Raw genomic sequence first — 24,216 nt, 5'->3', positions numbered from 1 at the left:
CGTCACCTGACCTTGAGATTGCCGCGGGTGAGATCGCTGATCTTCGACGCGCCCATCAGGCGCATGTCGCGCAGGAGCTCGTCCCGCATCAGGCCCAGCGCCCGCTCGACCCCGGCCTGGCCCGCGCCCGCCAGCGGGAAGAGGTAATAGCGCCCCGCCCCCACCGCCTTCGCGCCGAGGCTGAGCGCCTTCAGCACATGGCTTCCCCGCTGCACGCCGCCATCCATCAGCACGTCGATCCGGTCGCCCACCGCGTCGACGATCTCGGCCAGCTGGTCGAACCCGGTCCGCGACCCGTCGAGCTGCCGGCCGCCATGATTCGAGAGCACGATCGCGGTGCAGCCGATCTCGGCCGCGCGCCGCGCGTCCGCCACCGACATGACGCCCTTGAGGCAGAACTGCCCGTCCCACTCCGCCACCATCTTCGCCACGTCGTCCCACGAAAGCTCGGGGTCCAGCATCTCGGTGAAATAGCGCCCGATGGAGAGCGCGCCGCCCCCCATGTCCACATGCTCGTCGAGCTGCGGCAGGCTGAATTTCTCATGCGTGAGATAGTTGATCCCCCAGGCCGGCTTCACCGCGAAGGCGGCGATCCCCCCCAGCGTCAGCCGGAACGGGATCGAGAATCCGGTGCGCAGATCGCGCTCGCGGTTGCCCCCGGTTATGCTGTCCACCGTCAGCATCATCGCGTCGACGCCGGCGGCCTTGGCCCGCTCCATCATCACCGCGTTCAGCCCGCGATCCTTGTGGAAATAGAACTGGTAGACCTGCGGATTGTCGAACTCCTTGCGGAGCGCCTCCATGCTGTAGGTGGCGAGCGAGGAGACCCCGAACATGGTCCCGAACTTCGCCGCCGCCGCCCCCGCCGCGCGCTCCCCCCCATGATGGAACAACCGCTGCAGCGCCGTCGGCGAGCAATAGAACGGCATGGCGAGCGTCTTGCCCATCACCGTCACCGAGAGATCGATATCCGCCACCCCCCGCAGGACGTTCGGCACCAGGTCGACCTCGTCGAACGCCGCCGTGTTCCGCGCCTTGGTGCGCTCATCGTCGGCCGCGCCGTCGATATAATCGAAAATCGGCCGCGGCAGCCGCCGCCGCGCCAATTCGCGGAAATCATGGAAGTTGTGGCACTGATTCAGACGCATGGCGACCTCCGTCCTCCGCGCAGTTACGACTCGCGGCGCGGGAAGAGCAAGGGCGTGAGGGAAAAAGCCGCGGGGGATGCTGCGGGGGTGAGGGTGGGGGCCGGAGCGACTTCACGGCTGACCCATGTGGCAGATGATGAGTTTCGTCACGACAACGCAAACGCGAATAGTGGGTGGTGTTTAGTCAGAAATTGCGCGCCAATTTTGGGGTTGCCTGAAAAAATTCGAAATAAGCGCTGCGCAAGTTCACGCCGAAAAGGAAAAGCGAGCGAGATTCTCTACCCATGATCTCACCAAATTGCATCCAACACATAGTCCCCAAAAATGGGTGATCGTATACATTGCAAACACACTAGAAATCGGGGCATGATTTCCTCATTAATCGTGGAGGGGCTTGATGGTTGCTGAATCGTTGGCCGCTATCGGCAGTGCAATATCAATAATGAAATCCGCGAAGGACGGCCTCAGCGCGGCGATTGCGACGCGGGATTCCGCCGTCCTTCGAGAGAAGGCCATCGAACTGAACGGACAAATCATCGCTGCCCAAGAGCTCGCTCTCTCGGCCCAAGCGGCGCAGTCGGCGCTGATTGAGCGCGAACGCCAACTTGAAGCAGAGATCGTGCGCCTGAAAGACTGGGAGGCCGAGAAGGCTCGTTACGAACTTTCCGAAGCCGCACCCGGATGCTTCACCCGCGCGATTAAGGCCGGAATGGAGAATGGCGAGCCACCGCATCAGATTTGCGAGCAGTGCTACCAAGACGGGCGAAAATCGATCCTCCAATATACGCTCCTCCGTGTAGGGCGCGCCGAAACTCTCGACTGCCACAGTTGTGGGTCTCGAATTTACCTTCGCGGAAGCCCACTCAAAGACCATCCTGCGCCGGTCAAGCGCGCCGGACCTAAATAGCAAGTGCGTTAATCAGGCGGGAGATTTCAGATGGCTCTTGGATTGGGGTTAGGGCTTGGACTTGGGGCCGGCCGCGTCGGAGCGCCGAGCCAAAGCGACGCGCTCTGCAAAGCGATCAAAGAACGAAAGAACGTTGTCGCCACCATCGCAGGCGGGGCTATGCGACCGAAGCTCTTCAAACGGCAATCGTCATCCTCGACGGCAATACGATTCAAGGCCTGAGACAGATCGAGGAAGATCGAGAAAGAGCCTAGGCGAACCGTTTGGCATCTCATCACTCCTCGCCTGAGGTTGGGTTCTTGGGGCGGCCAACCTCTCCCGCCGAGATCTTCCGCAGCGCCTCTTTCAGTCTCTCTCCGCCCAGGTCCACGCCTAGCTCACGCGCGGCTTCCTCGAACCTGTCGACTTGCTGCTTTTTGTCATTCCATCGCTAAAAAATGGTTAATAAATCCGCCAATCTATTGGCGATAAACATAATTTCAGAATTATCGCACGCGATAACGCACCCCGCGCCCCAGCCAACCCGCCTCCCCTCGCCGGAGCAGATTGACCGGCCTTCGAAAACCAAGCATATCGCGCTCCATGATCGATCTCGCCCATATTCGAAATTTCTCCATCGTGGCGCATATCGACCACGGGAAGTCGACCCTCGCCGACCGGCTGATCCAGCTGACCGGCGCGGTCTCCGACCGCGACATGAAGGCCCAGATGCTCGACGCGATGGATATCGAGCGCGAGCGCGGCATCACCATCAAGGCCAACACCGTCCGGCTCGAATACAAGGCGAAGGACGGCGAGACCTATATCCTCAACCTGATCGACACGCCCGGCCACGTCGATTTCGCCTATGAGGTCTCCCGCTCGATGCGCGCCGTCGAGGGCTCGCTCCTCGTCGTGGACGCCAGCCAGGGCGTGGAGGCGCAGACCCTCGCCAACGTCTATCAGGCGATCGACGCGGATCATGAGATCGTGCCGGTCCTGAACAAGGTCGACCTCCCCGCCGCCGAGCCGGAAAAGGTGCGCGAGCAGATCGAGGACGTGATCGGGATCGACGCCTCCGAGGCGGTGATGATCTCCGCCAAGACCGGGCTCGGCGTCCCCGACGTTCTCGAGGCCATCGTCACCCGCCTCCCCGCCCCGAAGGGCGACCGCGCCCTGCCGCTGAAGGCGATGCTGGTCGACAGCTGGTATGACGCCTATCTCGGCGTCGTCGTCCTGGTGCGCATCATCGACGGCGTCCTGAAAAAGGGCGACCGGGTGCGGATGATGGCGAACGGGACCGTCCATCACGTCGACCGGATCGGCGTCTTCCGCCCCGGGATGCTCCCGGTCGAGGAGCTCGGCCCCGGCGAGATCGGCTTTCTCACCGCCTCGATCAAGCAGGTCCGCGACACAAGGGTCGGCGACACGATCACCCATGAGAAGAAGGGCTGCGCCGCCGCGCTCCCCGGCTTCAAACCCTCGCAGCCGGTGGTCTTCTGCGGCCTCTTTCCGGTCGACAACGCCGAGTTCGAGGATCTCCGCGAGGCGATCGAGCGGCTGGCGCTGAACGACGCCAGCTTCTCCTACGAGGTGGAGACCTCCGCCGCGCTCGGCTTCGGCTTTCGCTGCGGCTTTCTCGGGCTTCTGCATCTCGAGGTGATCCGCGACCGGCTGGAGCGCGAATACGATATCGATCTCATCACCACCGCCCCCTCGGTGATCTACCAGATCCACCTGACCGACGGGACGACGCTGGAGATGCACAACCCGGCCGACATGCCCGATCCGGCCCATATCGACCATATCGAGGAGCCGCGGATCAAGGCGACGATCCTCGTGCCCGACGAGCATCTCGGCGACGTGCTGAAGCTCTGCCAGGATCGGCGCGGGATCCAGCTCGATCTCACCTATGCGGGCGCGCGGGCGCTGGTGGTCTATGATCTGCCGCTGAACGAGGTGGTGTTCGATTTCTACGACCGGCTGAAAAGCGTCACCCGGGGCTACGCCAGCTTCGACTATCAGATCATCGGCTACCGCACCGATCAGCTGGTGAAGATGCAGATCCTGGTGAATGACGAGCCGGTGGACGCGCTCTCCACCATGGTCCACCGCGACCGGGCGGACGCGCGGGGGCGGGCGATGTGCGAGAAGCTGAAGGCGCTGATCCCGCAGCACATGTTCAAGGTGCCGATTCAGGCGGCGATCGGCGGGCGGATCATCGCCCGCGAGACCATCTCGGCGCTGAGAAAGGACGTGACCGCGAAATGCTATGGCGGCGACGTCAGCCGGAAGCGCAAGCTGCTCGACAAGCAGAAGGCGGGCAAGAAGAAGATGCGCCAGTTCGGCAAGGTCGACATCCCGCAGGAAGCGTTCATCAGCGCGCTGAAAATGGACGACTGACGGCGCCCCGGACCGCGTTATCGCACGCGATAAGGGGGTTATCTTGTTGAAATATAACGATTTTCAGAATCTACCGCGTGCGATAAGCCGCCAGAACGCGGCGGCGACGGCTCTTGATTCGAGCCGGCGCCCCCCTGACCCGCGCGGCGCGGGGCCTATTTGAAGGTGAAGGTTCCGACCCGGCAGACATCGACGTTTTCCTCCATCACTTCATCCCCATCCTCGAAGACCGCGAGGAAATCGAAGATGCAATGGCCGGTGCCGTCGTCGAAGTCGACCGCGACCGTGGCGCCGTGCGGCAGCACGTCCGCGCCGAGCACGTCCTCTTCCCAGGAAGTTGTCCCGGCGTTGGATCCATAGAACTCGACCATCGAATAGCCGGTCATGTTTTCGATGGACACCACCCTGTCGGCCGCCATGGCCGGCGCAACTGCGCCGCACGCAAAGGCCAACATGATTCCGGCGAATGTATACTTATGCATTTTCGTCACCTCTCCGTAACAATTCAGGCCGATATATCGAGCATATCGGGCTCCCCTCGTGAACGGATCAGGAGATAGGGACCAAACATTGAAAGGCGGATGAATTTTTCATCTCGAACATGAAACTTCACCGGCGCGCGGCCGCGCGGGCGCCGCCGAAATCGAGGGCGGTGCGCGCGACACGCGCCGCGCCGCCCGCACCGTCAAGGGGGCGCCGGAGGATCGAGGCTTGAGGGGCGGGGCGCGCGCATCTAACCTCCGCGCATGACGAGACGCGGCGCTTCAGACGGCTTCAGGATCGGCCCCGCGCCCCTCCGCCCGGCGGCGGCGGCGTGACCGGAACCGGCGGCGCCGATCCGGCGCGGCGCCGATGACCACCTCCGCCGAGAAGATGCGCGCCTGGTCCGGGCCCGCCATACTCGGCTTCGCGATCCGCCCGTTCTTTCTCCTCGGCGCGATCTGGGCGGCGCTGGCGATGGCGCTCTGGGCGGCGATGCTGAGCGGGCGGGACGTGCTGGCGACCGCGTTCGATCCGGTCTCGTGGCACGCGCACGAATTTATCTTCGGCTATCTCGGCGCCGTGCTGGCGGGGTTTTTGCTGACGATGACGCCGAACTGGACCGGGCGGCTGCCGGTCGTCGGGTGGCCGCTGGCGGGTCTGGTCTCGCTCTGGCTGGCCGGGCGCGGGGCGGTCGCGGCGTCGCAATTCGCGCCCTGGGGGCTGGTGATGGCGGTCGATCTCGCCTTTCCGGTCGTTCTCGTGGCGGCGCTCTTGCGGGAGGTCGTCGCGGGGCGGGCGTGGACGAGCCTCCCGGTTCTGGGGCTCGCGGCCGGCATGATCCTCGGCAATGCGCTCTTTCACCTCGCCGCGGCGCGCGGCGGCGATCCGGCCGGCGGGGCCGGCCTGCGGCTCGGGGTCGGCGTGGCGGTGATGCTGATTTCGCTGGTCGGCGGGCGGATCATTCCGAGTTTCACCCGCAACTGGCTCGCGCGGCGGGGCGGCCGGGATCTTCCGGCGCCGCATGGCCGCGCCGACGCCGCGGTTCTCGGGCTGACGCTGGCGGCGCTGGCGGTCTGGGTCGCGCGGCCGGAGCACCCGGCCATCGTCGCCGTCTTCCCGCTGGCCGCCGCCGCGCAAGGCTGGCGGCTGTCGCGCTGGGCGGGGCGGCGCGCCCGCGCCGAGCCGCTCATCCTGGCGCTGCACGCCGGATACGCCTTCGCGCCGCTGGGGTTTCTGGCGGTCGCGGCGGGGCGGCTCGCGCCGGGCATGGCGCCGGCGGCGCTGCATGTCTGGATGGCGGGCGCGGTCGGCCTGACGACCCTCGCGGTGATGACCCGCGCCGGCCTGCGCCATGCGGGGCGGCCCCTGCGCGCCAGCCGGCCGATCGCCGCGCTTTATGGCGCGCTGATCGTTTCGGTTCTGGCCCGGCTCGGCGCCGGGGCCTTTCCCGCGCAGGGCTGGCTGACCTATCTGGCCGCCGCCGCGTGGATCGCGGCTTTCGGCGGGTTCGCGGCGCTCTTCTGGCCGATCCTCGCCCGGCCGCGCCGCGCCCGGCCGGGCCGGGAGTGAGCGGGGGCGCCCGCGCCCGAAACCCGCATGGCGGAATCGGGTCCGGGCCGATATGGAGAATGTTGACATTTTGAAAGCGCGAATGGTAGCGTGCCGCGATCGTATCGAATGACCCCCTTGACGGTCTGCAGACGAGTCGGGGCGCTCTCCGCTGACGGCGAGACCTGGTGAGGAGGAGGCATGGGACGGTGTTTGATCCAGTCGGAATAGAGTCCTCGACTCGCCGCATGCTCTCCGTCGTTCGCGCCGCCGCCTGACCCCATGGACAGCATTCTTCTGATCGCCGGCCTCGTGTTTCTGATCATCGTCGGCGCGCCGATCGCGCTGGCGATGATCGTGCTGCCGGTGGTCTATATCCTCGTCACCGGCGCGGCGCCGCTCCTGACCGTTCCGCACCAGATGTACGAGGCGCTGGCGAAGTTTCCGCTGGTCGCGATCCCGTTCTTCATGCTGACTGGCGAGCTGATGAACAGCTCCACCGTGACCGACCGGATCCTGCGGCTGAGCGGCGCCATCGTCGGGCGGATGCGCGGCGGCCTCGCGCAGGTGAACGTGGTCGCGAGCATGTTCTTCGCCGGCATGAACGGCTCCGCCGTGGCCGACACCGCGACGATCGGGACCATCATGATCCCCGAGATGAAGCGGCGCGGCTACAGCGCCGAGTTCTCGGCCGCGATCACCGCCATCGGCTCCACCATCGGCGGCATCATTCCGCCGAGCATCGCAATGATCATCCTGGCGAGCGGGGCCAATCTTTCGGTCGGCGCCCTCTTTGCGGGCGGCGTGGTTCCGGGGCTGCTGATCGGGATTCTGCTGATGGCGGCGTGCTGGGTCATCGCGGCGCTGCGCGACTATGAGCGGGGCGATCAGCCCTTTTCGATCGGCGGCGTGTTCAGGGCGTTCCGGAGCGCGGCCTTCGCGCTGATGATCCCGGTCGTGCTGGTCGCGGGCATTTTCGGCGGCTGGTTCAGCTCGGTCGAAGCGGGGGCGATCACCGCCGCGGTGGCGCTGATCGTCGGCGCGGTCGTCTATCGCTCGCTCAGTCTGCGCGAGATCTTCGCGGCCTTCGACCGGACGCTGAAGCTCAGCGCCTCGGTCTTCATCATCATCGCGGCGGCGGGCCCGTTCTCCTGGCTGCTGGCGCGGATCGGAACGCTGGCGGAGCTCGACCAATGGCTCGGCGGGATGGCGGGGTCGCCGATCCTGTTCGCGGCGGCGCTCGTGGCGCTGATCCTCGTCGCGGGGATGTTCATGGACGCCACCGCGAACATCATCGTGCTCGGCCCGATGCTGGTGGCGAACTGCGTCGCCGCCGGGTTCGAGCCGGTGCAGGCGGCGATCGTCGTCGTCGTCGGGTTCCTGCTCGGCATCGTCACGCCGCCGGTCGGGGTCTGCTATTTCACCGCGAGCGCGATCGCGGGCGCGAAGCTGGGGCGGGTCGCGGTGGCGCTGCTGCCGTTCCTCGCCATCGAACTCTTCGTGCTCGCGCTCATCCTCGCGCTCTCTCCGCTCACGCTCGCGCTGCCGCGGGCGCTGGGCCTGCTGTGAGGAGCGCGCGATGAGGGCGGCCCGGCTTCTCGATCTTCTGCTGACGCGGGGGCTTTCCATCGTCTGCGGGCTTCTGCTGGCGGCGATGGTCGTCTTCACCATCTACACGGTGGTGATGCGGACGGTGTTCATGGCCCCGCCGTTCTGGGGCGACACGCTGACGCTCTTCGCGAATATCTGGCTGGTGATGCTGGCCTTCGCGATGGCGGTCCGGGCGGAGACGACCTTCGCCATCGAATCGATCTACGCGCTGATGCCCGAGCGCGTCGCGAACGCGGCGCGGCTGCTCTGGCTGGTTCTGTTCGCCGCCGCCGGCGCGATCATGGCGATCTGGGGCTACGAGGCCGCGGACCGGATCATGGGCACCTATTGGGAGCTCGGCAATCTGCCGAAATCCTATCCGATGATGATCCTGCCGATCGCAGGCGCGCTGGTGTTTCTGGCGTCGGCCCTGACCATCGCCGAGCGTCTCGGGCTGGTCGGGCGCGGCGCCCGCTCGAACGACGAGACTCAACCAAAAAGGGAGGACTGAACATGACCGTCCGTATGATCTCCATCGCCGCCGCGCTCGGCGTCGCGCTCGCCGGCGCGGCCTCGGCGCAAGAGAAGATCACGCTCCAGCTCGGCACCGCCGGGCAGCCGAGCTGGTCGCTCGGCAAGGTCGTCAACGAGGTGCTGAAGCCGAAGATCGAGGAATATTCGGAGGGCCGGATCGAGGTCGTCGTCCACGCCGGCGGCTCGCTTTGCAGCGAACAGGCCTGCGTCGAGCAGATGGGCCTCGGCCAGATCGACATGGCCACGGTCTCCAGCGGCAATGTCGGCGCCTTCGGGACCACGTTCGACATCATCAACCTGCCGTTCCTGTTCCGCGATCAGGACGCGGCGAGCGCGATGCTGAACGGCTGGCTGGCGGAGGAGCTGGCGGACCGGGCCAAGGCCGAAATGAACATGCACATGATCGCGCTGATCCCGGTCGGCGGATTCCGCAATCTGGTGAACACCGAGCGCGAGGCGCGCGTCCCCGCCGATCTCAACGGCATGAAGATCCGCGTCACCAAGAGCCCGACCGAGTTCAACCTGGTGAAGGCCTGGGGCGCGGCGCCGATCCCCTATGACTGGGCGTCGCTCTATGAGGGGTTGCAGTCGGGCGTCGTGCAGGGGATGTATCTGCAGGACACCTTCACCGCCGCCGGCAAGTTCTACGAGGTGGTGACCAATATCACCGAAGTCGCCGCCGCCTGGAGCGCGCATCCGATCCTGATGACCGAGGAGCGCTATCAGGCCCTGCCCGACTGGGCGCGCGCGGCGATCGACAAGGCCGGCGCGGACGTGCAGCGCGCGGCCTTCGACTACGACGTCGCCTGGCAGAGCTCCGCCGTGACGGCGATGGAGGGCAAGGTCGCGGTCTACCGGCCGACCGAGGCCGAGATGGACCTGTGGCGGGCGGGCGCGCGCGACGCCTGGGTCGCGGTCAAGGGCGCCTACGATCCGGCGCTGGCGCGGCGCATTCTGAGCGAGCAGAAGCTCGACACGCTGATCGGCGACCTCGAAGCGGCGGGCGCGCTCTGAGCGCGCGCGGGGGCCGCGGCGCCCCCGCCCGTTCCGCACTGAAAGGAGTCGGACGTATGATTCCCTTTGTCGATTCGCATCACCATCTCTGGGACGTCGAGCGCAACCATTACCCCTGGCTGAAGGACGTCGATCACGACCGGGGCTGGGGCGACTGGTCCGCGCTCCGCAAGTCCTATCTCGCCGCCGATCTGCTGGCCGACGCGGAGGGGCTGCCGCTGGTGAAATCGGTGCATGTGCAGGCGAATTTCGACCCCTCCGACCCGGTGGGCGAGACCCGCTGGCTGCACGAGGTCGCGGAGGACCCCGCGTCGCGCGGCCTGCCGCATGGCGTCGTCGCCTTCGCGGACCTCTCGGCGCCGGACGTGGACCGGGTCCTGGACGCGCATCAGGAATTTCCGCGGATGCGGGGCGTCCGGCAGGTGTTGAACCGCCACCCGGACCCGAAGCTGAACCGGGCGCCGGCGGATTATCTGGCCGATCCCGGCTGGCGGCTCGCGGCCGGCCGGCTGGCGAAGCGCGGGCTTTCCTTCGACGCGCAGGTCTATCATCACCAGATGGAGGCTCTGTTCGACCTGGCGCGGCGCAACCCGGATCTGGTCATCGTGCTCGACCATATCGGGATGCCGGCGGAGCGCGACGCGGAGAACGTCGCGGCGTGGCGCGAGGGGATATCGCGGCTTTCCGACGCGCCCAACGTCAACGTCAAGCTGAGCGGCTTCGGCATGGTCGACCTGAACTGGACCGTGGAGAGCCTTCGCCCCTTCGTCCTGCATTGCATCGAGCAGTTCGGCCCGGAGCGGGCGATGTTCGGGTCCAACTTCCCGGTGGACCGGCTGATGAGCGCCTATCGGCGGCTCTGGCGGGCCTATAACGCGCTGGTCGCCGATTTCTCGGACGACGAGCGGCGGATGCTGTTCTCGGCGACGGCGGAGCGGGTCTACCGGATCTAGCCCCCCGCGCCGGCGGCCCGCCGGCGCGCGATCTGCGTCAGCGTCGGCGCCGCGGCGAGCGCCAGCGCGCCGAGCGTCCAGACCGGACCGAAGCCGGTGATCGCGGCGAGCATCGCGGCGGCGGCGGCGGCGAGGGCCGCGCGCTCCCAGGCTTTCGTCCGCACGAGCCAGAATCCCTGGGTCGCGGCGGCGAGAAGGATGGCGGCGGCCGCGGCCGAAAGCCCGGCTTCGAGGGCGTGGCCGGCCGTGTCCCCCCGCATCAGGAGCGCGCTGTTGTAGACCAGCAGGAACGGCAGGATGTAGAGCATGACGCAGAGCCGCGTCGCCTCCCATGCGGTGCGGAAATAGGGCGCGCCGGAGATCGCGCTGGCGGCGAGCGCGGCGGCCGCGACCGGCGGCGTCACGGCGGACATCACCGCGAAATAGAGGATGAAGAAATTCGCGGTGAAGAGATCGACGCCGCTCTCGACCACGATCGGCCCGGCGATGGCGCTGACCAGGATATAGGCGCCGACGGTGGGAATTCCGGCGCCGAGCAGGATGCACATCCCCGCCGTCAGCACGAGCGCGAGCAGCATCGAGCCGCCCGAGAGAAGATCGATCGCGGAGCCGAGCGGCACCGCGGCGCCGGTGGCGGTGACGGATTCGGCGAGAAGGCCGATGGCGCCGATGATGACCGCGATGCTGGCGCCCATCTTCGCGCCCTCGGCCATGCCGTCGAGAAGTTTCGCGGTGAAGGCGCGCAGCTCCCGCGCCAGGGCGGTGAGCGGGCGCGCGGGGCGCGAGAGCGCGAGATCGATCGGGATCATCGCGAACCGGGTCGCGGCGAGAGTGACGATGGCCCAGAACCCGGCGAAGGAGACCGAGTAGAGATTGACGAGGAAATAGACCAGCACGCCGGTCGGAATGACGAAGACCGGCAGGAAGCGCATCAGGACGCGGAGATCGGGCGCGACCTCCTGGCGGACGATGCCGAGCCGGCGCGACTTGAAATAGACGCTGGCGAGAAGCGCGAGATAGAAGAGCAGCGCCGGGATGACCGCGGCGGCGGCGACTTCGAGATAGGTGACCGAGAGCACCGCGGCCATGATGAAGGCGACGGAGCCCATCACCGGCGGCACCAGCTGCCCGCCGGTGGAGGCCGCGGCCTCGATCGCGCCGGCGGTGGCGGCGCCGTAGCCCTCGCGCTTCATGATCGGAATCGTGTAGGAGCCGGTGATCGCCACATTGGCGACGGCGGCGCCGGTCACCGTGCCCATCAGGCTGGAGCTGATGACGGCGCTGAGCCCGGCCCCGCCGGGGAAGGCGCGGCTCACGGCCTTGCCGATCTCGACGAAGGCGCGGTTGCCGTCCAGCGATTGCAGAAGCCCGCCGAACACCATGAAGAGAAAGATGAAATTGGCGGAGATCGCCATGAACTGGCCGTAGAGCCCGCTATAGAGCCCGATGGAGAGATTGGAGACCACGGTGTCGAAGGGAATGCGGCTGCCGGCGGCCGAGGTCGGCAGCATGTAGCCCCAGAAATTATAGGCGACGGCGATGAGCGCGATCAGCGGCAGGGCGAGGCCCCAGCGCTGGCGCGCGGCCTCCAGCACCGCGAACATCAGCCCGAGGCCGACCCAGACGTCGAGACGGCCCGGAAAGCCCTGGTTGAGGATCAGCGTATCGTAATTGATCTGGACGTAGAGCGCGCAGCAGAGCGCCAGCAGCGCGACCAGCAGGAGCCAGAGGCGGCGGAGCCGGCTCCCGGTCTCCAGCGCGGCGCCGAGCAGCACGAGCAGAAGCGCGACGCCGAGATGGGTGTTCTGCACCAACACCGAGGGCTGGAGCGGCGTCTGCGTGGCGGTGAGCTGATAGATCGTCATCGCCAGCGCGAGCGCGGTCAGAAAGCGGGCCGCTATGGAACGCATGCCATCCTCTTTTCGGGAGCGGAGCCGCCGCGCCGGAGCGCGGCGGCGAGCTGACGGCGGATTACTTGATCAGGCCGGCGTCCTGATAGGCGCGAAGGGCGCCGGGATGGAGCTTCTCCTCGATCCCGTAGGGCAGGAAGGCCGGGGTGAAGAGCACGCCGAGCCCGCCGGCGGCGTTGATCTCCTTCAGATGCGCCAGGGTCTTGCTGACGAACTCGTAGGCCATGTCCTCCGGGAAGGTCGCGTCGACGGCGACGAAATCGGGGTTGGCGTAGAGCATCACGTCGCCGTCCTGGATCGGCAGCGTCTCATCCGGAACGGTGAGGATGTGATAGGGCACGCCCCGCTCGTCATGGGTCTTGCGCAGGCCCGCCTCGGTCCAGGGGACGATGTGGAAGCCCCTGCCCGACTGTTCGAGATTGAGGACGCCGGGCACGACGCCGACCTTGTTGTCGGCGGCGTTGTACCAGCTCAGCGTCAGGCCGACGTCGATGGTGCCGTCGAGAAGCCCCGAGAAGATGTCGGCGAAGGAGAGATACTGGAGCGACACCTCGTCGAAGACGCCGAGCGCCTTCAGCGTCTCTTCCGCCATCACGGTCGCGGTGCCGGCCTTCGGGCCGAGCGCGACGGTGCGGCCCTTGAGATCGGCCGGGGTCTTGATGTCGTCATCGGCGGTCACCAGCATCCAGATCGGCCAGGTCGCGTTCATCAGCGCCCGGATCTGGAGATCGCCGAGCCCGTCCTGAAACGGCGGCTGGTTGTTGGCGGCGAGCCAGGGGCTGACCGGATCGCAGTTGAAGATCAGGTTCGTTCGGTCCTCGGCCCCGATCGCGTAGCGCAGGTTGTAGATATAGCCCTGCGTCGGCTGCGGCTTGGTGCGGAGCGTCTCCGAATTCTGCTCCAGAATCCGGGCGATGCCGAGCGACCATTCATATTCGCCGATTCCCGCGGGCGCGGTGAGATGATCGACGACAGACATCTCGGCCGCGGCGCCGGCCGCGACGGACGCGGACATGCTCGCGGCCAGCGCAAGCCGCGCGATGGGCCGTCCCATGGTTTTGAACATCGATAGCATTCGATTCCTCCTCTGTGTCGTCCGCCGCCGCCTCTCGCCTGGGCGGTTTCCAGCAAACGCGGTTGACATAGTCATTGCCGACAATCTTAACTTTGTTTCACACACGCCGGAGAGTCCAGCAACTTCCTGCGTAAAATGGAACGGAGGACCGCGATGCGCCCGATCGACTACACCCTGTCGCTCGACCGGATCGACCATGTCGGCCAGGGGCTCAGCCGCCCGGAATGCATTCTGGCGCAGAAGGACGGAACGCTCTGGATCTCGGACGACAAGAGCGGCGTGCTGAAGCTCGCCCCCGACGGGGCCCAGGAGCGGATCGGCGCCCTCGGCGGCGCGCCGAACGGAATCGCGATGGACAGGGACGGCTCCTTCGTCGTCGCGAATATCGACGCGGGCTCGCTCCAGCGCCTTCAGCGCGACGGGACCAGCGAGACGCTGCTCGACCGGCTCGACGGCCAGCCGCTCGGCGCGGTCAATTTCGCGCTGTTCGACAGCAAGTGGCGGCTCTGGGTCTCGGTCTCCACCCGGACGGAGCCGCGCAGGCAGGCGATCGATACGCCGCGCCCGGACGGCTACGTGATGCTGATCGACGCCGCCGGCGCGCGAATCGTCGCCGACGGGTTCCATTTCACCAACGAGGTCAGGCTCAGCCTGGACGAGAGCGTGCTCTATGTCGCGGAGACGGCGCTCGGCCGGGTCTCCGCCTTCGATATCGGCGGCGACGGCGCGCTCTCGAATCGGCGCGTCCATGGCCCGGACGGGTTCTGGCCCGGCGCGCTGATCGACGGGATCGCGGTGGACGCGGCCGGCGCGCTCTGGATCACCGAGATCACGCGCAACGCGCTGATCGTGCTGCCGCCGGAGGGCGAGCCGATCGTCGCGGTCGAGGGGCCGGACGAGGGGCCGACATGGTTTCCGACCTCGGTGACCTTCGGCGGGGCGGACCTGAAGGACGCCTATATCGGCTCGTTGAAGATGGACCGGCTGGCGCGGTTCCGATCCCCCGTCGCCGGGCCGCCCCCGCCGCATTGGCTGATCGGCTGATGGCCGGCGCCGGCAAGCTTACGCCGGTCTGGGGGGTAGGGTTCGTTCTCGCCTATCAGTCGGCGATCGTCGGCATGGGCCAGACGGCGCCGGTGCTCGCGCCCCTCGCCGCGGGTGAGATCGGCGTCGACGCCGCCAATGTCGGGTATTTCACCGCCATCGTCTTCGGGGTGGCGCTGTTCTCCTCCAACGGGGTTTCGGGATTGATGGCGCGGCTCGGCTCGTTCAAGGGCTCGGCGCTGTCGCTCGTGACGGCCGCGCTCGGCGTCGCCTGCGTCGCGCTCGCGGAATCGGTCTGGGGGGTGGTGTTCGGCGCGGTGCTGATCGGGGTCGCCTACGGGCCGGTGAACCCGCTCGGCTCGCGCATCCTGATGCGGATCGCGCCGGCGCGGCGGCGCAACCTGCTCTTCTCGATCAAGCAGTCCAGCGTCTCCATCGGCGGCGCGGCGGCGGGCGCGGTCCTCCCCGCGATCGCGCTCGGCTTCGGCTGGCGCGCGGCGGTGGCGGCGACCGGGCTCTTCGCGGTGACGGTGGCGGTTCTGGCGTTTCCGACGCGCTCCGCGCTCGGCGACGACGCGGAGCCGAGCGCGTCGATCCGCTTCGTCGGCCCGCTGAGGATCGCCGCGGCGGTGATCGCGCAGCCGGAGCTCAGGAGCGTGGCGGCGGCGGCGTTCTCCTTCTCGATGATGCAGTTCGGATTCATGTCGATCTATGTGACCCTGCTCTGGAGCTGGCTCGACCTCGCGCCGGCGATGGCCGCGGCGATGCTTTCGATCAGCCTCGTCGCCAGCATCGCCGGGCGGATCTTCTGGGGGTGGCGGGCGGATGGCGGGAACCCGCCGCTGATCCTCCTCGGCCTCGCCTGGTGCGGCGCGGCCTCGCTGATGCTGATGCTGCTGATGTCGCCGGAATGGCCGCTGCTCGCGACCGCGCTGTTCAGCGCCGTCCTCGGCTTCGGGGCGATGAGCTGGAGCGGGGTTCTTCTGTCGGAGGTGGCGCGGATCGGCGTCGCCCGCGACAGCGCGACCGGGACGCTCAAGGCGACGTCGGCGACGATGGTCTTCGCCTATCTTGGCGGCCTTCTCGGCCCGGCGATGCTGAGTCTGTCGGCGGCGGTCTTCGGCGGCTACGGCGCCGGCGTCGCGATCATCGCCGCCTTCATGGCCGCGACCGGGATCGCGCTCGCCCCGAATGTGAGAAAAACCAAGGAGATGAGAGATGACGGCTGAACGGACCATGCTGATCACCGGCGCATCGCGCGGGATCGGGGCGGCGACGGCGCGGATGGCGGCGCGCGCGGGCTGGGCGGTCGGCGTCAATTACCGCAGCGAGCGGGAGGCGGCGGAGGCGCTCGTCGCCGAGATCGAGGCGGCGGGCGGGACGGCCGCGGCGCTTCCTGCGGATCTGAGCTCGGAGGCGGAGGTCATGGCGCTGTTCGAGGCGGCGGACCGGCTGCTGCCGCCGCTCGGCTGCCTCGTGAACAACGCCGGACGCACGGCGCCGAGACCGATGCGGCTCTCGGAGGTGAGCTGGGAGGAGATCGCGACGCTCTTCGCGGTCAACGTCACCGGCGCGATGATCGCGAGCCGGGAGGCGGCGGCGCGGATGTCGACGCGCGCGGGCGGCGGCGGCGGCGCGATCGTCAACGTCTCCTCGCTGGCGGCGAAACACGGGGCGGCGGCGCTCTATGTCCATTACGCCGCCTCCAAGGGCGCGCTCGACACGTTCACATGGGGCCTCGCGCGGGAGCTGGCGGGGGAAGGCGTGCGGGTGAACGGCGTGCGGCCCGGCATGATCGACACCGAGATCCACGTCCGGGCGGGGATGCCGGACCGGGTCGAGAAACGCGGGCCGCGCCTGCCGATGGGCCGCGCCGGGACCCCGGACGAGGTCGCGGCCGCGATTCTCTGGCTGGCGTCGGACGCCGCGTCCTATGTGACGGGCTCGATCCTCGACGTGGGCGGCGGGGCCTGAGCCGTCAGCCCTCCCGCGCGATGATGCGCGGGCCGAAACCCTGCCGGCGCGGCATCAGCTCCAGCTCCGTGACGTCGACATGGGCGGGCATGGAGGTGGCGAAGACCACCGCCTCGGCCACGTCCTCGGGCTGGAGCGGCTTGTAGCCGGCGCAGGCGGCGCGGGCCCTCTCCTCGTCTCCCGCCCAGCGGACGGACCAGAACTCGGTCTCCCCGGCGCCGGGCGCGATGTAGCTGCAGCGGATCGGCGTTTCGATCAGGTCGGTCTTGAGGTTCTTGGAATACTGCAGAACGAAGGCCTTGGTGGCGCCGTAGACCGCGCTTCCGGGGCCGTTCGCGCGCCCGGCCACCGAGCCGATATTGACGATGTGCCCGCGCCCGCGCGCGAGCATCCCCGGCAGGGCGGCGTGGGTGCAGTAGAGCAGGCCGCTGATATTGGTCGCGATCATCGTCTCCACGTCGCTGAGCGCGGCGTCCTGCGCCTTGCCGCGGTCGACGCCGAGCCCGGCGTTGTTCACGAGGATGGAGACCGCCTTGAAGGCGTCGGGAAGGGACGCGAACGCCTCGAAGACGCCGTCGCGGTCGCGCACGTCGAGGCGCAGCGGCAGGATGGCGCCGCCATATTCGCCGGCCAGCGCCTCCAGCGGCGCGAGCCGCCGGCCGGCGGCGACGACGCGCGCCCCGGCCTTCGCGTAGCGCCGCGCGATCGCGGCGCCGAAGCCCGAACCGGCGCCTGTGACGCAGACGACATCGCCCGCCAGATCATCGACCATGGACCGTTCCCTTTTTTCCTGCAGACGCGACAAGAAGGTTGACGCGAGTGAATCCAGAATGTCAACATTCACAGCCATAACGCCGGTCGAAACGATTCATCAGAGATCGCCGCCCGCGCAGATCGCGATACGGAGGAAATCGCATGTTTCAACACTTCAGCCGCCTTTCCGCCGTCGCCGCAGGCGCGGCGGCGCTCGCCGCGGCGACATTCGGCGCGACGCAACCCGCCAGCGCAGAGGAGATCGTGGCGCGGCTCAGCTATCACTGGGCGCCGGCGCATCAGAGCGCGATCTTCGCCGAGGAGTTCGCGAAGCGCGTGAACGAGCGCGGCGCGGGCAAGATCCGGATCGACACCTTTCCGTCCGGCCAGCTTTTCGGCATCCGCGAAATCATGGGCGCGCTCTCCTCGGGCGCGGTGGAGCTTGGCGGCGTCGTCGGCGTGGTCAGCTTTCCGCCGGTCGACAAGAACTACAATGTCGAGGCGCTGCCGGGAACGTTCAAGAGCTTTGAACAGCTTCGGCGCTTCTTCAATGACGACGAGACCGGCAACAAGATCTGGACCGGCCTTCTCAAGCGGACCCGGACCCAGCTCATCGGCTACAACCCGACCGGCCCCTACATGACCTTCTCGGCCGCGCGCCCGCTGACCACGCCGGAGGCGTTCAAGGACCTGAAGGCGCGCTATCTCGCCGGGATCGAACGGCCGCGCTGGAGCGCCCTCGGCGCGGACGCGGTCTCGATGCCGACGCGGGAGGTCTACACCGCGCTGCAGAACGGCATGATCGACACGCTGAACACCGTGCCTTCGGCGATCAAGGCCTATAGCTGGTGGGAGTATCTGAAATACGGGCAGCTGCCGTTCCTCTTCCACGCCGACGCGTTCACCCTGGCGAATCAGACCTGGTATGACCAGCTTCCCGACGACGTGAAGCAGATCCTTCAGGAGGTCGGCGCCGAAATCTCCGCCGAATCGACAAAGTCGATCATGGAGTTCTCGACCCAAGTCCTCGAGGAGTTCGAGGCGCGCGGCGGCCAGGTCGACACGCTCACGGACGAGCAGCTCGCGGCCTTCACCGAGATCGACGAAGGGAAGGTGATCCCCGAGCTTGGCGACTTCGTCGACGCGGACGTGATCGCGGCGGCGAAAGCCTTCGTCGCGAAAGACGCCGCGAAGGACTGAGCAAAGGCCGACCGATCCCGCCCGGCCGCGCGCCGGGCGGGACTGCGCTCCGCACCGACCTGGAGTCCTGAATGACCCTCCTCCTCTCGCGCCTGATCCGCTTCAACACGGTGCTCGAACGCCTCGCCATCGCCGTCGGCGCGCTGCTCGTCGCGCTGATGGTGTTGATCGTGTTCGGCGGCGCGGTGACGCGCTACATCACCGGAACCGGCTTCGGATTCGTCGTCGAACTGCCGCCGATCCTGATGCCCTGGCTCGTGTTTCCGCTGGCCGGGGTGCTGATGCGCGGCGGCGCGCATATCTCGGTGGATTTCCTGCCCGACAAGCTCGGCTCCGGCGGCCGGCGCGCGCTCAAGGCGGTGATCTCGCTGATCGCGATCGCGGCCGGCGCGACCTTCGTCGTCGCGGGGTGGGACGCCACCAGCCTGTTTCGCATGATCGGGCAGGTGACCGAAATGGAGTGGGAATTCCCGATCTGGTACATCTACCTCTCGTTTCCGGTCGGCTTCACGATCCTGATCAGCTTCGCGGTCGAGAACCTGCTGCGCGCAGTGACCGGCTACGACGAACCCGGCGGGGCGGCCCTGGCGGGCGTCCACGCGGTCACAGAGTGAGGGCGCGCTGATGGTCGCAATCGCAATCGGCTCGTCGCTTCTTCTTCTTTTCCTCGCGGTTCCGATCTTTCTGGTCTTCGGCGTCGGCTCGTCGCTGGTCGCCATCGCCGGGCTGAACCTCCCCTGGTCGACGCTGATCCAGATCTCCTTCGGCGCCGTCACCAAACATGTGCTGCTGGCGATCCCGCTGTTCATCTTCACCGGGCTCATCATGCTGCGCGCCGGCGTCGCCCGCCGGCTGGTCGACCTCGCGCTGGCGCTGGTCGGGCACTGGCCCGGCGGGCTCGGCATCGCGATGGTGATGACGATGGGCTTCTTCGCCGCCTTCTGCGGCTCGATCCTGGCGGCGATCACCGCGGTCGGCACGATCATGATGCCGGAGATGATCAAGAAGGGGTATTCGCGCCCGTTCACCGTCACGCTCGCGGCGGCGGCGGGGCTGCTGGAGGCGCTGATTCCGCCCTCGAACGCGGCGATCATCTATTCGGCGCTCACCGGGGTTCCGGTCTCTCACGCGTTCGCGGCGGGGGTGCTGCCCGGCTTCGTGCTGATGTTCGTGCTCATCTTCCTCGTGCTCTGGCGCTGCCGCCACATGACGCGGGAGGCGCGGGTTTCGGGCGCGGGGCGCTGGCGGGCCTTCGTCGCGGCGATCCCCGGCCTGATGACGCCCTTCATCATTCTCGGCGGCATCTATGGCGGATTGCTGACGCCCTCCGAATCCGCCGCCGTCGCCTCGGTCTGGGCGATCTTCGTCGGCTTCGCCATCCATCGGGAGCTGACGTTCGCCGCGATCTGGAGCGCGCTCCGCGCCACGGCGGTGACCACGTCGGTGATCTTCTCGATCATCGCGACCGCCACCTTCCTGTCGATCGTGCTGACCTACACCCAGGCGCCGCAGCACATGACCGATTATTTCGTGAATTTCGGCGCGAACGGGATCACCTTCCTGCTGATCGTCGGCGTCATCGTCCTGATCCTCGGCACCTTCATCGAGATCATCCCGAACTTCTATCTCACGGTGCCGATCTTCATGGCGGTGGCGACCACGCTCGGCGTGCCGCTGGAGCATCTCTACATCGTCTTCACCGCCTTCGCCGGGCTCGGCCTGCTGACGCCGCCGGTCTGCGTCGGGCTCTACACGGCGGCGGGGGTGATCAACCTTTCGGCGGACAAGGCGTTCAAGGAGCTGCCGCTCTTCCTCATCGTCGGCATCCTCTACGGAGTTCTGATGATCTTCATTCCCGCGCTCTCCACCTGGCTGCCCTCGCTGCTATGAGCGCGGGCCGCTTCAGGTGGGAGAGCCGGGGCGCCGGCGTGGTTCTGGTCACGTTCGACCGGCCGGAGGCGATGAACGCCTTCGACACGAAGGCGGCGGAGGACATGCTGGCGCTGTTCGGCCATGAGCTGCGGCGGCGCGACGACGTCCGCTGCGTGGTGCTGACCGGCGCGGGCGAGCGGGCCTTCAGCGTCGGCGCGGATCTCAAGGAGCGCCGCGGCATGAGCGACGATGTCTGGCGGCGCCAGCACGCGCTCTTTCGCGACGCGTTCGAGACGCTCTGGCGCTTTCCCTGGCCGGTGATCGCGGCGGTGCGGGGCCATGCGCTCGGCGGCGGATGCGAGCTCGCGCTCGCCTGCGATTTCATCTACGCGGCCGAGGACGCGTCCTTCGGCCTGCCCGAGATCACGCTCGGCATCATGCCCGGCGCGGGGGGCACGCAGCTTCTGCCGCGCGCGGTCGGGCTGCGGCGCGCGCGCGAACTGGTGCTGAGCGGGGGGCGGTTCGGCGCGGCGGAGGCGCTGGAATGGGGCCTCGTGAACCGCGTCTCGCCGGCCGCCGAGGTGGTGGACGAGGCGCTGGCGGCCGCTTCGCGGATCGCGCGCAACGCCCCGCTCTCCATCCAGGGCGCGAAACGCGCGATGGACCGGGGCGTCGAGACCGGGCTTGAAACCGGGCTCGCGCTCGAAGTGTCGATCCATCAGCGGCTTTCGGCCAGCGAGGATCGGCGCGAAGGCGTCGACGCATTCAACGAGAAACGTAAACCGGAATGGCGATTCAGATGAACCAGGACTTGAGCGGCGCGGACTGGCGCCGACCGGCGCGCGAAGCGGCGGAGGCCGCGCGGCGGACGGGCGCGAAGGCGCTTTCGGAGATGGCGGCGAAGGCGGCGCTCTCGGCCTATGGCGTCGGGACGCCGCGCGGCGTGCGGCTGGCGCGCCCCGAGGACGCGACCGCCGCGGCGCTCGCCGGGCTGACGCCGCCGCTGGTCGCGAAGATCCTGACGCGCGAGGGGGCGCACAAGAGCGATTTCGGCGGCGTCAGGCTGAATCTCAAGGACGCGGCCGAGGTCGCCGGGGCGCTCTCGGCGATCGAGGCCGCCGCGGCGAAGGCCGGGGTCGAGGCGGACGGGTTCCTCGTCGAGGAGCAGGCCGCGCCGGGCGTCGAGCTCGTTCTCGGCGGCGTCGCCGATCCGCGCTTCGGCCCCTGCGTCATGGTCGGGCTCGGCGGCGTCTTCGTCGAGATCTTCGAGGATGTCGCCTTCCGCGCCTGCCCGATCGACGAGACGGAGGCGCGCGCCATGCTGGCGGAGCTGAAGGCGGCGCCGATCCTGACCGGCGCGCGCGGGCGCGCGGGCGTCGACATGGAGGCGCTGGTCGCGGCGCTGGTCGCCTTCGGCGGGCCGCAGGGCGTGATGATGGCGCTCGACGGGGAGGCGGCGGAGATCGACGTCAACCCGCTGATCGCCGGCCCTTCGGGCGTGGTCGCCGCCGACGCGCGCATCCTGTTGACGGCGGAGGCGGCGGCGGCGACGGAGCCCGCGCCGGCGCTGGACCGGGAGGCGACGCGGGCCGCGTTCCGCCCGCTCTTCCGGCCCGAAAGCATCGCCATTCTCGGCGCGTCCTCATCGGGCGGCGGCTTCGGCAACGAGGTGATCAGCCACAGCCTCGCCTTCGGCTACAAGGGGAGCGTCACGCCGATTCATCCGAAGGCGGCGGAGGTCCAGGGGCTGAAGACCGCGCCGTCGCTGGCCGCGCTCGATCAGCCGGTCGATTTCGCCTATGTCGCCATCGGCGCCGACGCGGCGCTGGAGGCGCTCGGCGCCGCGCCGGGCAAGGCGCGCTTCGTGCAGGTCATGTCCTCCGGCTTCGGCGAAAGCGAGGACGGCGCCGACAAGGAGCGCCGCCTGCTGGAGACGGCGCGGGCCGGCGGGTTCCGGCTGATCGGGCCGAACTGCCTCGGCGTGCATTCGCCGCGCGGCGGGCTGACCTTCGTCGGCGGGGCCGATCCGACGCCGGGCGGCGTCGGGGTGATCTCCCAATCGGGCGGGCTGGCGGTGGATGTGATCCTCCGGGGCGGCGCGCGGGGGCTGAAATTCTCCGCCGTCACCACGCTCGGCAACAGCGTGGACCTGACGCCGGCCGACCTTCTGGAGCATCATTTCACCGACCCCGAGACCGAGGTGATCGGGCTTTACCTCGAGGATGTGCGCGACGGGCGCCGCTTCGTCCAGCGCCTGAAGGAGCATGGCGGCGAGAAGCCGGTGGTGATGCTGGTCGGCGGGCGGACGGAGGCCGGCGGGCGGGCCGCCGCCTCCCATACCGGCGCGCTGGCGGCGGACGCGCGGCTCTGGGCCGGGATCGAACGGCAGACCGGCGCGGTCGTCGTCGACACGCTGGACGAGTTCCTGAACGCGCTTCTGCTCATGCAGGCGCGCGGCGCCGGCGGGCGGCGCCCGACGCGCCGGGTCGCGCTCTTCGGCAATGGCGGCGGATCGAGCGTGCTGGCGGCGGACGCCTTCGCGCGCGAGGGGCTGGAGACGCCGCGCTTCTCCGCGCCGACGCTGGCGCGGCTCGAGGCGCTCGGCCTGCCGCCGGGCACCGGGCTCGCCAATCCGGTGGACACGCCGGCGGGGACGCTCCGCCACCGCGACGGCGCCGTCGCGGGCGAGATCCTCGACATCCTGATCGGCGAAGAGGCGCTGGACGCGATCGTCCTCCACGTCAACCTGCCGGTCTTCACCACGTCCATCAACCAGCGCGTCGACGTGATCGGCGGGCTGGTGCGGGAGGCGGCGCGGATCGGCGCCAAGGGCGCCGGCGCGCCGCGGATCGTTCTGGCGCTGCGCTCGGACGGGACCGAGGCGACCGACGCGCGCCGGCGGACCGACCGGCTGACGGCGCTCGCGGCGGGCATTCCGGTCTTCGACGAGTTGCCGGAGGCGGCGAAGGCGCTCGGCGCGCTCGCGCGGTGGGAGGCGGCGGCGGCGAAGAAGACGTGAGGGAGGCGGGCGCGATCAGCCCCTCGCGCCCAACTCCGCCTCCTTGCGCAGGAGCTTCACGGCCATGTCCTTGGAGCGGTTGACGAGGGTCTGCGTCGCCTTCTCGGCGCCGTCGGCGTCGCCCGCCTCGATACGCTCGATGAGCCGGGTCCAGTTCCGGATCGATTGCGCGCGCCGCTCGGTCGTCGACAGGCCGAGCCGGGAGTATCGCATCGTCTGATACAGCAGCGAAAAGATGATCTCGGCGAGCCGCTCGCTCCCGGTTCCGGCGCAGAGCTTGAGATTGAGATCCTGCACCTCGGCCAGATAGGCGGCGGCGACGGCCTCGCTGTCGTCGAGTTCGAGCAGCGCCTGCAGTTCGCCGAGCTGTTCGCGGAGCTCCGCGATCAGCCGCTTGTCGCCCTTGAGCGCGGCGCGGCGCCCCGCGAGGCCGAGCAGCGTCGCCCGGATCTCGAACACGTCCTCGACTTCCTCGATGGTGAGCTTGGTGACGATCGCGCCGCGCCGGGGCTGGATGCTGACCAGGCCCTTCTTTTCGAGGATGCGGAGCGCTTCGCGCACCGGGCCGCGGCTGACCTGAAAGCGTTCGGAGACCGCGACCTCATGGATGCGGTCTCCGGGTTCGTATTCGTCCTGAACGATCGACTCCGCGAGTTTCAAGGCGATCTGCTCCGAAAGCGAGAGCGCCTCTCCGCCGCCGTCTCCGGCCGCGGAGCGCGCCGCCCCAAGCAGCTTCGGCATTCGCGAATCCATCCGAGCCATTCTATTCCTTCCAATTCCCGTTCAGGAAGGTCCCTGTCCGGTCAGGCG

21 protein-coding genes are annotated in these 24,216 nt (G+C 68.3%); 15 read left to right on the top strand and 6 right to left on the bottom strand.

Annotation, left to right across the window (positions count from 1 at the left end; genetic code table 11):
- Positions 1-2: 2 nt before the first annotated feature.
- Positions 3-1,148 carry an alpha-hydroxy acid oxidase gene (locus WG921_RS02645; protein WP_340107650.1) on the bottom strand — a complete coding sequence of 382 codons (1,146 nt, stop codon included), beginning with the start codon at positions 1,146-1,148 and terminating at the stop codon, positions 3-5.
- A gap of 397 nt (positions 1,149-1,545) precedes the next feature.
- Here WG921_RS02645 and WG921_RS02640 point away from each other — a divergent pair, with 397 nt between their 5' ends.
- Together WG921_RS02640 and lepA are read left to right on the top strand one after the other, a co-directional pair.
- Positions 1,546-2,055 carry a hypothetical protein gene (locus WG921_RS02640; RefSeq protein ID WP_340107649.1) on the top strand — a complete coding sequence of 170 codons (510 nt, stop codon included), beginning with the start codon at positions 1,546-1,548 and terminating at the stop codon, positions 2,053-2,055.
- 582 nt (positions 2,056-2,637) lie between these two features.
- Positions 2,638-4,437 carry a translation elongation factor 4 gene (gene lepA / locus WG921_RS02635; protein ID WP_340107648.1) on the top strand — a complete coding sequence of 600 codons (1,800 nt, stop codon included), beginning with the start codon at positions 2,638-2,640 and terminating at the stop codon, positions 4,435-4,437.
- 155 nt (positions 4,438-4,592) lie between these two features.
- Here the strand turns inward: lepA and WG921_RS02630 are convergent, their stop codons facing one another.
- Positions 4,593-4,919: a hypothetical protein gene (locus WG921_RS02630; protein ID WP_340107647.1), complete on the bottom strand. Its 327-nt coding sequence runs from the start codon at positions 4,917-4,919 to the stop codon at positions 4,593-4,595.
- A 370-nt stretch (positions 4,920-5,289) separates the two neighbouring features.
- Here WG921_RS02630 and WG921_RS02625 point away from each other — a divergent pair, with 370 nt between their 5' ends.
- From WG921_RS02625 to WG921_RS02605, 5 genes are all read left to right on the top strand, one after another.
- Positions 5,290-6,489 (top strand): NnrS family protein, encoded by a 1,200-nt coding sequence (locus WG921_RS02625; RefSeq protein ID WP_340107646.1) that lies wholly within the window; start codon positions 5,290-5,292, stop codon positions 6,487-6,489.
- Between the two features lie 261 nt (positions 6,490-6,750).
- On the top strand, positions 6,751-8,037 hold the full coding sequence (locus WG921_RS02620) for a TRAP transporter large permease (protein WP_340107645.1): 1,287 nt from the start codon (positions 6,751-6,753) through the stop codon (positions 8,035-8,037).
- Between the two features lie 10 nt (positions 8,038-8,047).
- Positions 8,048-8,569, top strand: a complete 522-nt coding sequence (locus WG921_RS02615; protein ID WP_340107644.1) for a TRAP transporter small permease — start codon at positions 8,048-8,050, stop codon at positions 8,567-8,569.
- Between the two features lie 2 nt (positions 8,570-8,571).
- The gene (locus tag WG921_RS02610) at positions 8,572-9,606 is read left to right on the top strand and encodes a TRAP transporter substrate-binding protein (RefSeq protein WP_340107643.1); all 1,035 of its coding nucleotides are present in this window, start codon (positions 8,572-8,574) and stop codon (positions 9,604-9,606) included.
- Between the two features lie 56 nt (positions 9,607-9,662).
- On the top strand, positions 9,663-10,559 hold the full coding sequence (locus WG921_RS02605) for an amidohydrolase family protein (RefSeq protein WP_340107642.1): 897 nt from the start codon (positions 9,663-9,665) through the stop codon (positions 10,557-10,559).
- Here WG921_RS02605 and WG921_RS02600 read toward each other — a convergent pair.
- Positions 10,556-12,469 carry a TRAP transporter permease gene (locus WG921_RS02600; RefSeq protein ID WP_340107641.1) on the bottom strand — a complete coding sequence of 638 codons (1,914 nt, stop codon included), beginning with the start codon at positions 12,467-12,469 and terminating at the stop codon, positions 10,556-10,558. The genes WG921_RS02605 and WG921_RS02600 overlap by 4 nt on opposite strands.
- Positions 12,470-12,530: 61 nt before the next feature.
- Positions 12,531-13,544 carry a TAXI family TRAP transporter solute-binding subunit gene (locus WG921_RS02595; RefSeq protein ID WP_340107640.1) on the bottom strand — a complete coding sequence of 338 codons (1,014 nt, stop codon included), beginning with the start codon at positions 13,542-13,544 and terminating at the stop codon, positions 12,531-12,533.
- A gap of 153 nt (positions 13,545-13,697) precedes the next feature.
- Here WG921_RS02595 and WG921_RS02590 point away from each other — a divergent pair, with 153 nt between their 5' ends.
- The 3 genes from WG921_RS02590 to WG921_RS02580 are packed head-to-tail and all read left to right on the top strand — an operon-like array spanning position 13,698 to position 16,562.
- On the top strand, positions 13,698-14,588 hold the full coding sequence (locus WG921_RS02590) for an SMP-30/gluconolactonase/LRE family protein (protein WP_340107639.1): 891 nt from the start codon (positions 13,698-13,700) through the stop codon (positions 14,586-14,588).
- Positions 14,588-15,817: an MFS transporter gene (locus WG921_RS02585; RefSeq protein WP_340107638.1), complete on the top strand. Its 1,230-nt coding sequence runs from the start codon at positions 14,588-14,590 to the stop codon at positions 15,815-15,817. The genes WG921_RS02590 and WG921_RS02585 overlap by 1 nt, the downstream gene beginning before the upstream one ends.
- Entirely contained in the window at positions 15,807-16,562 is a 756-nt protein-coding gene (locus WG921_RS02580) for an SDR family oxidoreductase (protein WP_340107637.1), read from the top strand. The genes WG921_RS02585 and WG921_RS02580 overlap by 11 nt, the downstream gene beginning before the upstream one ends.
- Positions 16,563-16,566: 4 nt before the next feature.
- Here the strand turns inward: WG921_RS02580 and WG921_RS02575 are convergent, their stop codons facing one another.
- Positions 16,567-17,334 carry an SDR family NAD(P)-dependent oxidoreductase gene (locus tag WG921_RS02575; RefSeq protein WP_340107636.1) on the bottom strand — a complete coding sequence of 256 codons (768 nt, stop codon included), beginning with the start codon at positions 17,332-17,334 and terminating at the stop codon, positions 16,567-16,569.
- A 143-nt stretch (positions 17,335-17,477) separates the two neighbouring features.
- Here WG921_RS02575 and WG921_RS02570 point away from each other — a divergent pair, with 143 nt between their 5' ends.
- From WG921_RS02570 to WG921_RS02550, 5 genes are all read left to right on the top strand, one after another.
- The gene (locus tag WG921_RS02570) at positions 17,478-18,515 is read left to right on the top strand and encodes a TRAP transporter substrate-binding protein (protein ID WP_340107635.1); all 1,038 of its coding nucleotides are present in this window, start codon (positions 17,478-17,480) and stop codon (positions 18,513-18,515) included.
- 71 nt (positions 18,516-18,586) lie between these two features.
- Entirely contained in the window at positions 18,587-19,129 is a 543-nt protein-coding gene (locus WG921_RS02565) for a TRAP transporter small permease (protein WP_340107634.1), read from the top strand.
- A 10-nt stretch (positions 19,130-19,139) separates the two neighbouring features.
- Positions 19,140-20,405 carry a TRAP transporter large permease gene (locus tag WG921_RS02560; protein ID WP_340107633.1) on the top strand — a complete coding sequence of 422 codons (1,266 nt, stop codon included), beginning with the start codon at positions 19,140-19,142 and terminating at the stop codon, positions 20,403-20,405.
- A complete protein-coding gene (locus tag WG921_RS02555) occupies positions 20,402-21,190 on the top strand; it encodes an enoyl-CoA hydratase/isomerase family protein (RefSeq protein WP_340107632.1) in 789 nt (262 codons plus the stop codon). The genes WG921_RS02560 and WG921_RS02555 overlap by 4 nt, the downstream gene beginning before the upstream one ends.
- Entirely contained in the window at positions 21,187-23,406 is a 2,220-nt protein-coding gene (locus WG921_RS02550; protein WP_340107631.1) for an acetate--CoA ligase family protein, read from the top strand. The genes WG921_RS02555 and WG921_RS02550 overlap by 4 nt, the downstream gene beginning before the upstream one ends.
- Before the next feature lie 15 nt (positions 23,407-23,421).
- Here WG921_RS02550 and WG921_RS02545 read toward each other — a convergent pair whose 3' ends face one another.
- Positions 23,422-24,147, bottom strand: a complete 726-nt coding sequence (locus tag WG921_RS02545; protein WP_340107630.1) for a GntR family transcriptional regulator — start codon at positions 24,145-24,147, stop codon at positions 23,422-23,424.
- Positions 24,148-24,216 lie beyond the last annotated feature (69 nt).

Origin of the sequence: Paludibacillus litoralis (assembly GCF_037646705.1) — a bacterium.
Classification (GTDB): Bacteria; Pseudomonadota; Alphaproteobacteria; order Rhodobacterales; family Rhodobacteraceae; genus Pikeienuella; species Pikeienuella litoralis.
The sequence above is the reverse complement of the archived record's forward strand: the minus strand, read 5'-3'. Positions and strand labels throughout refer to the sequence as shown.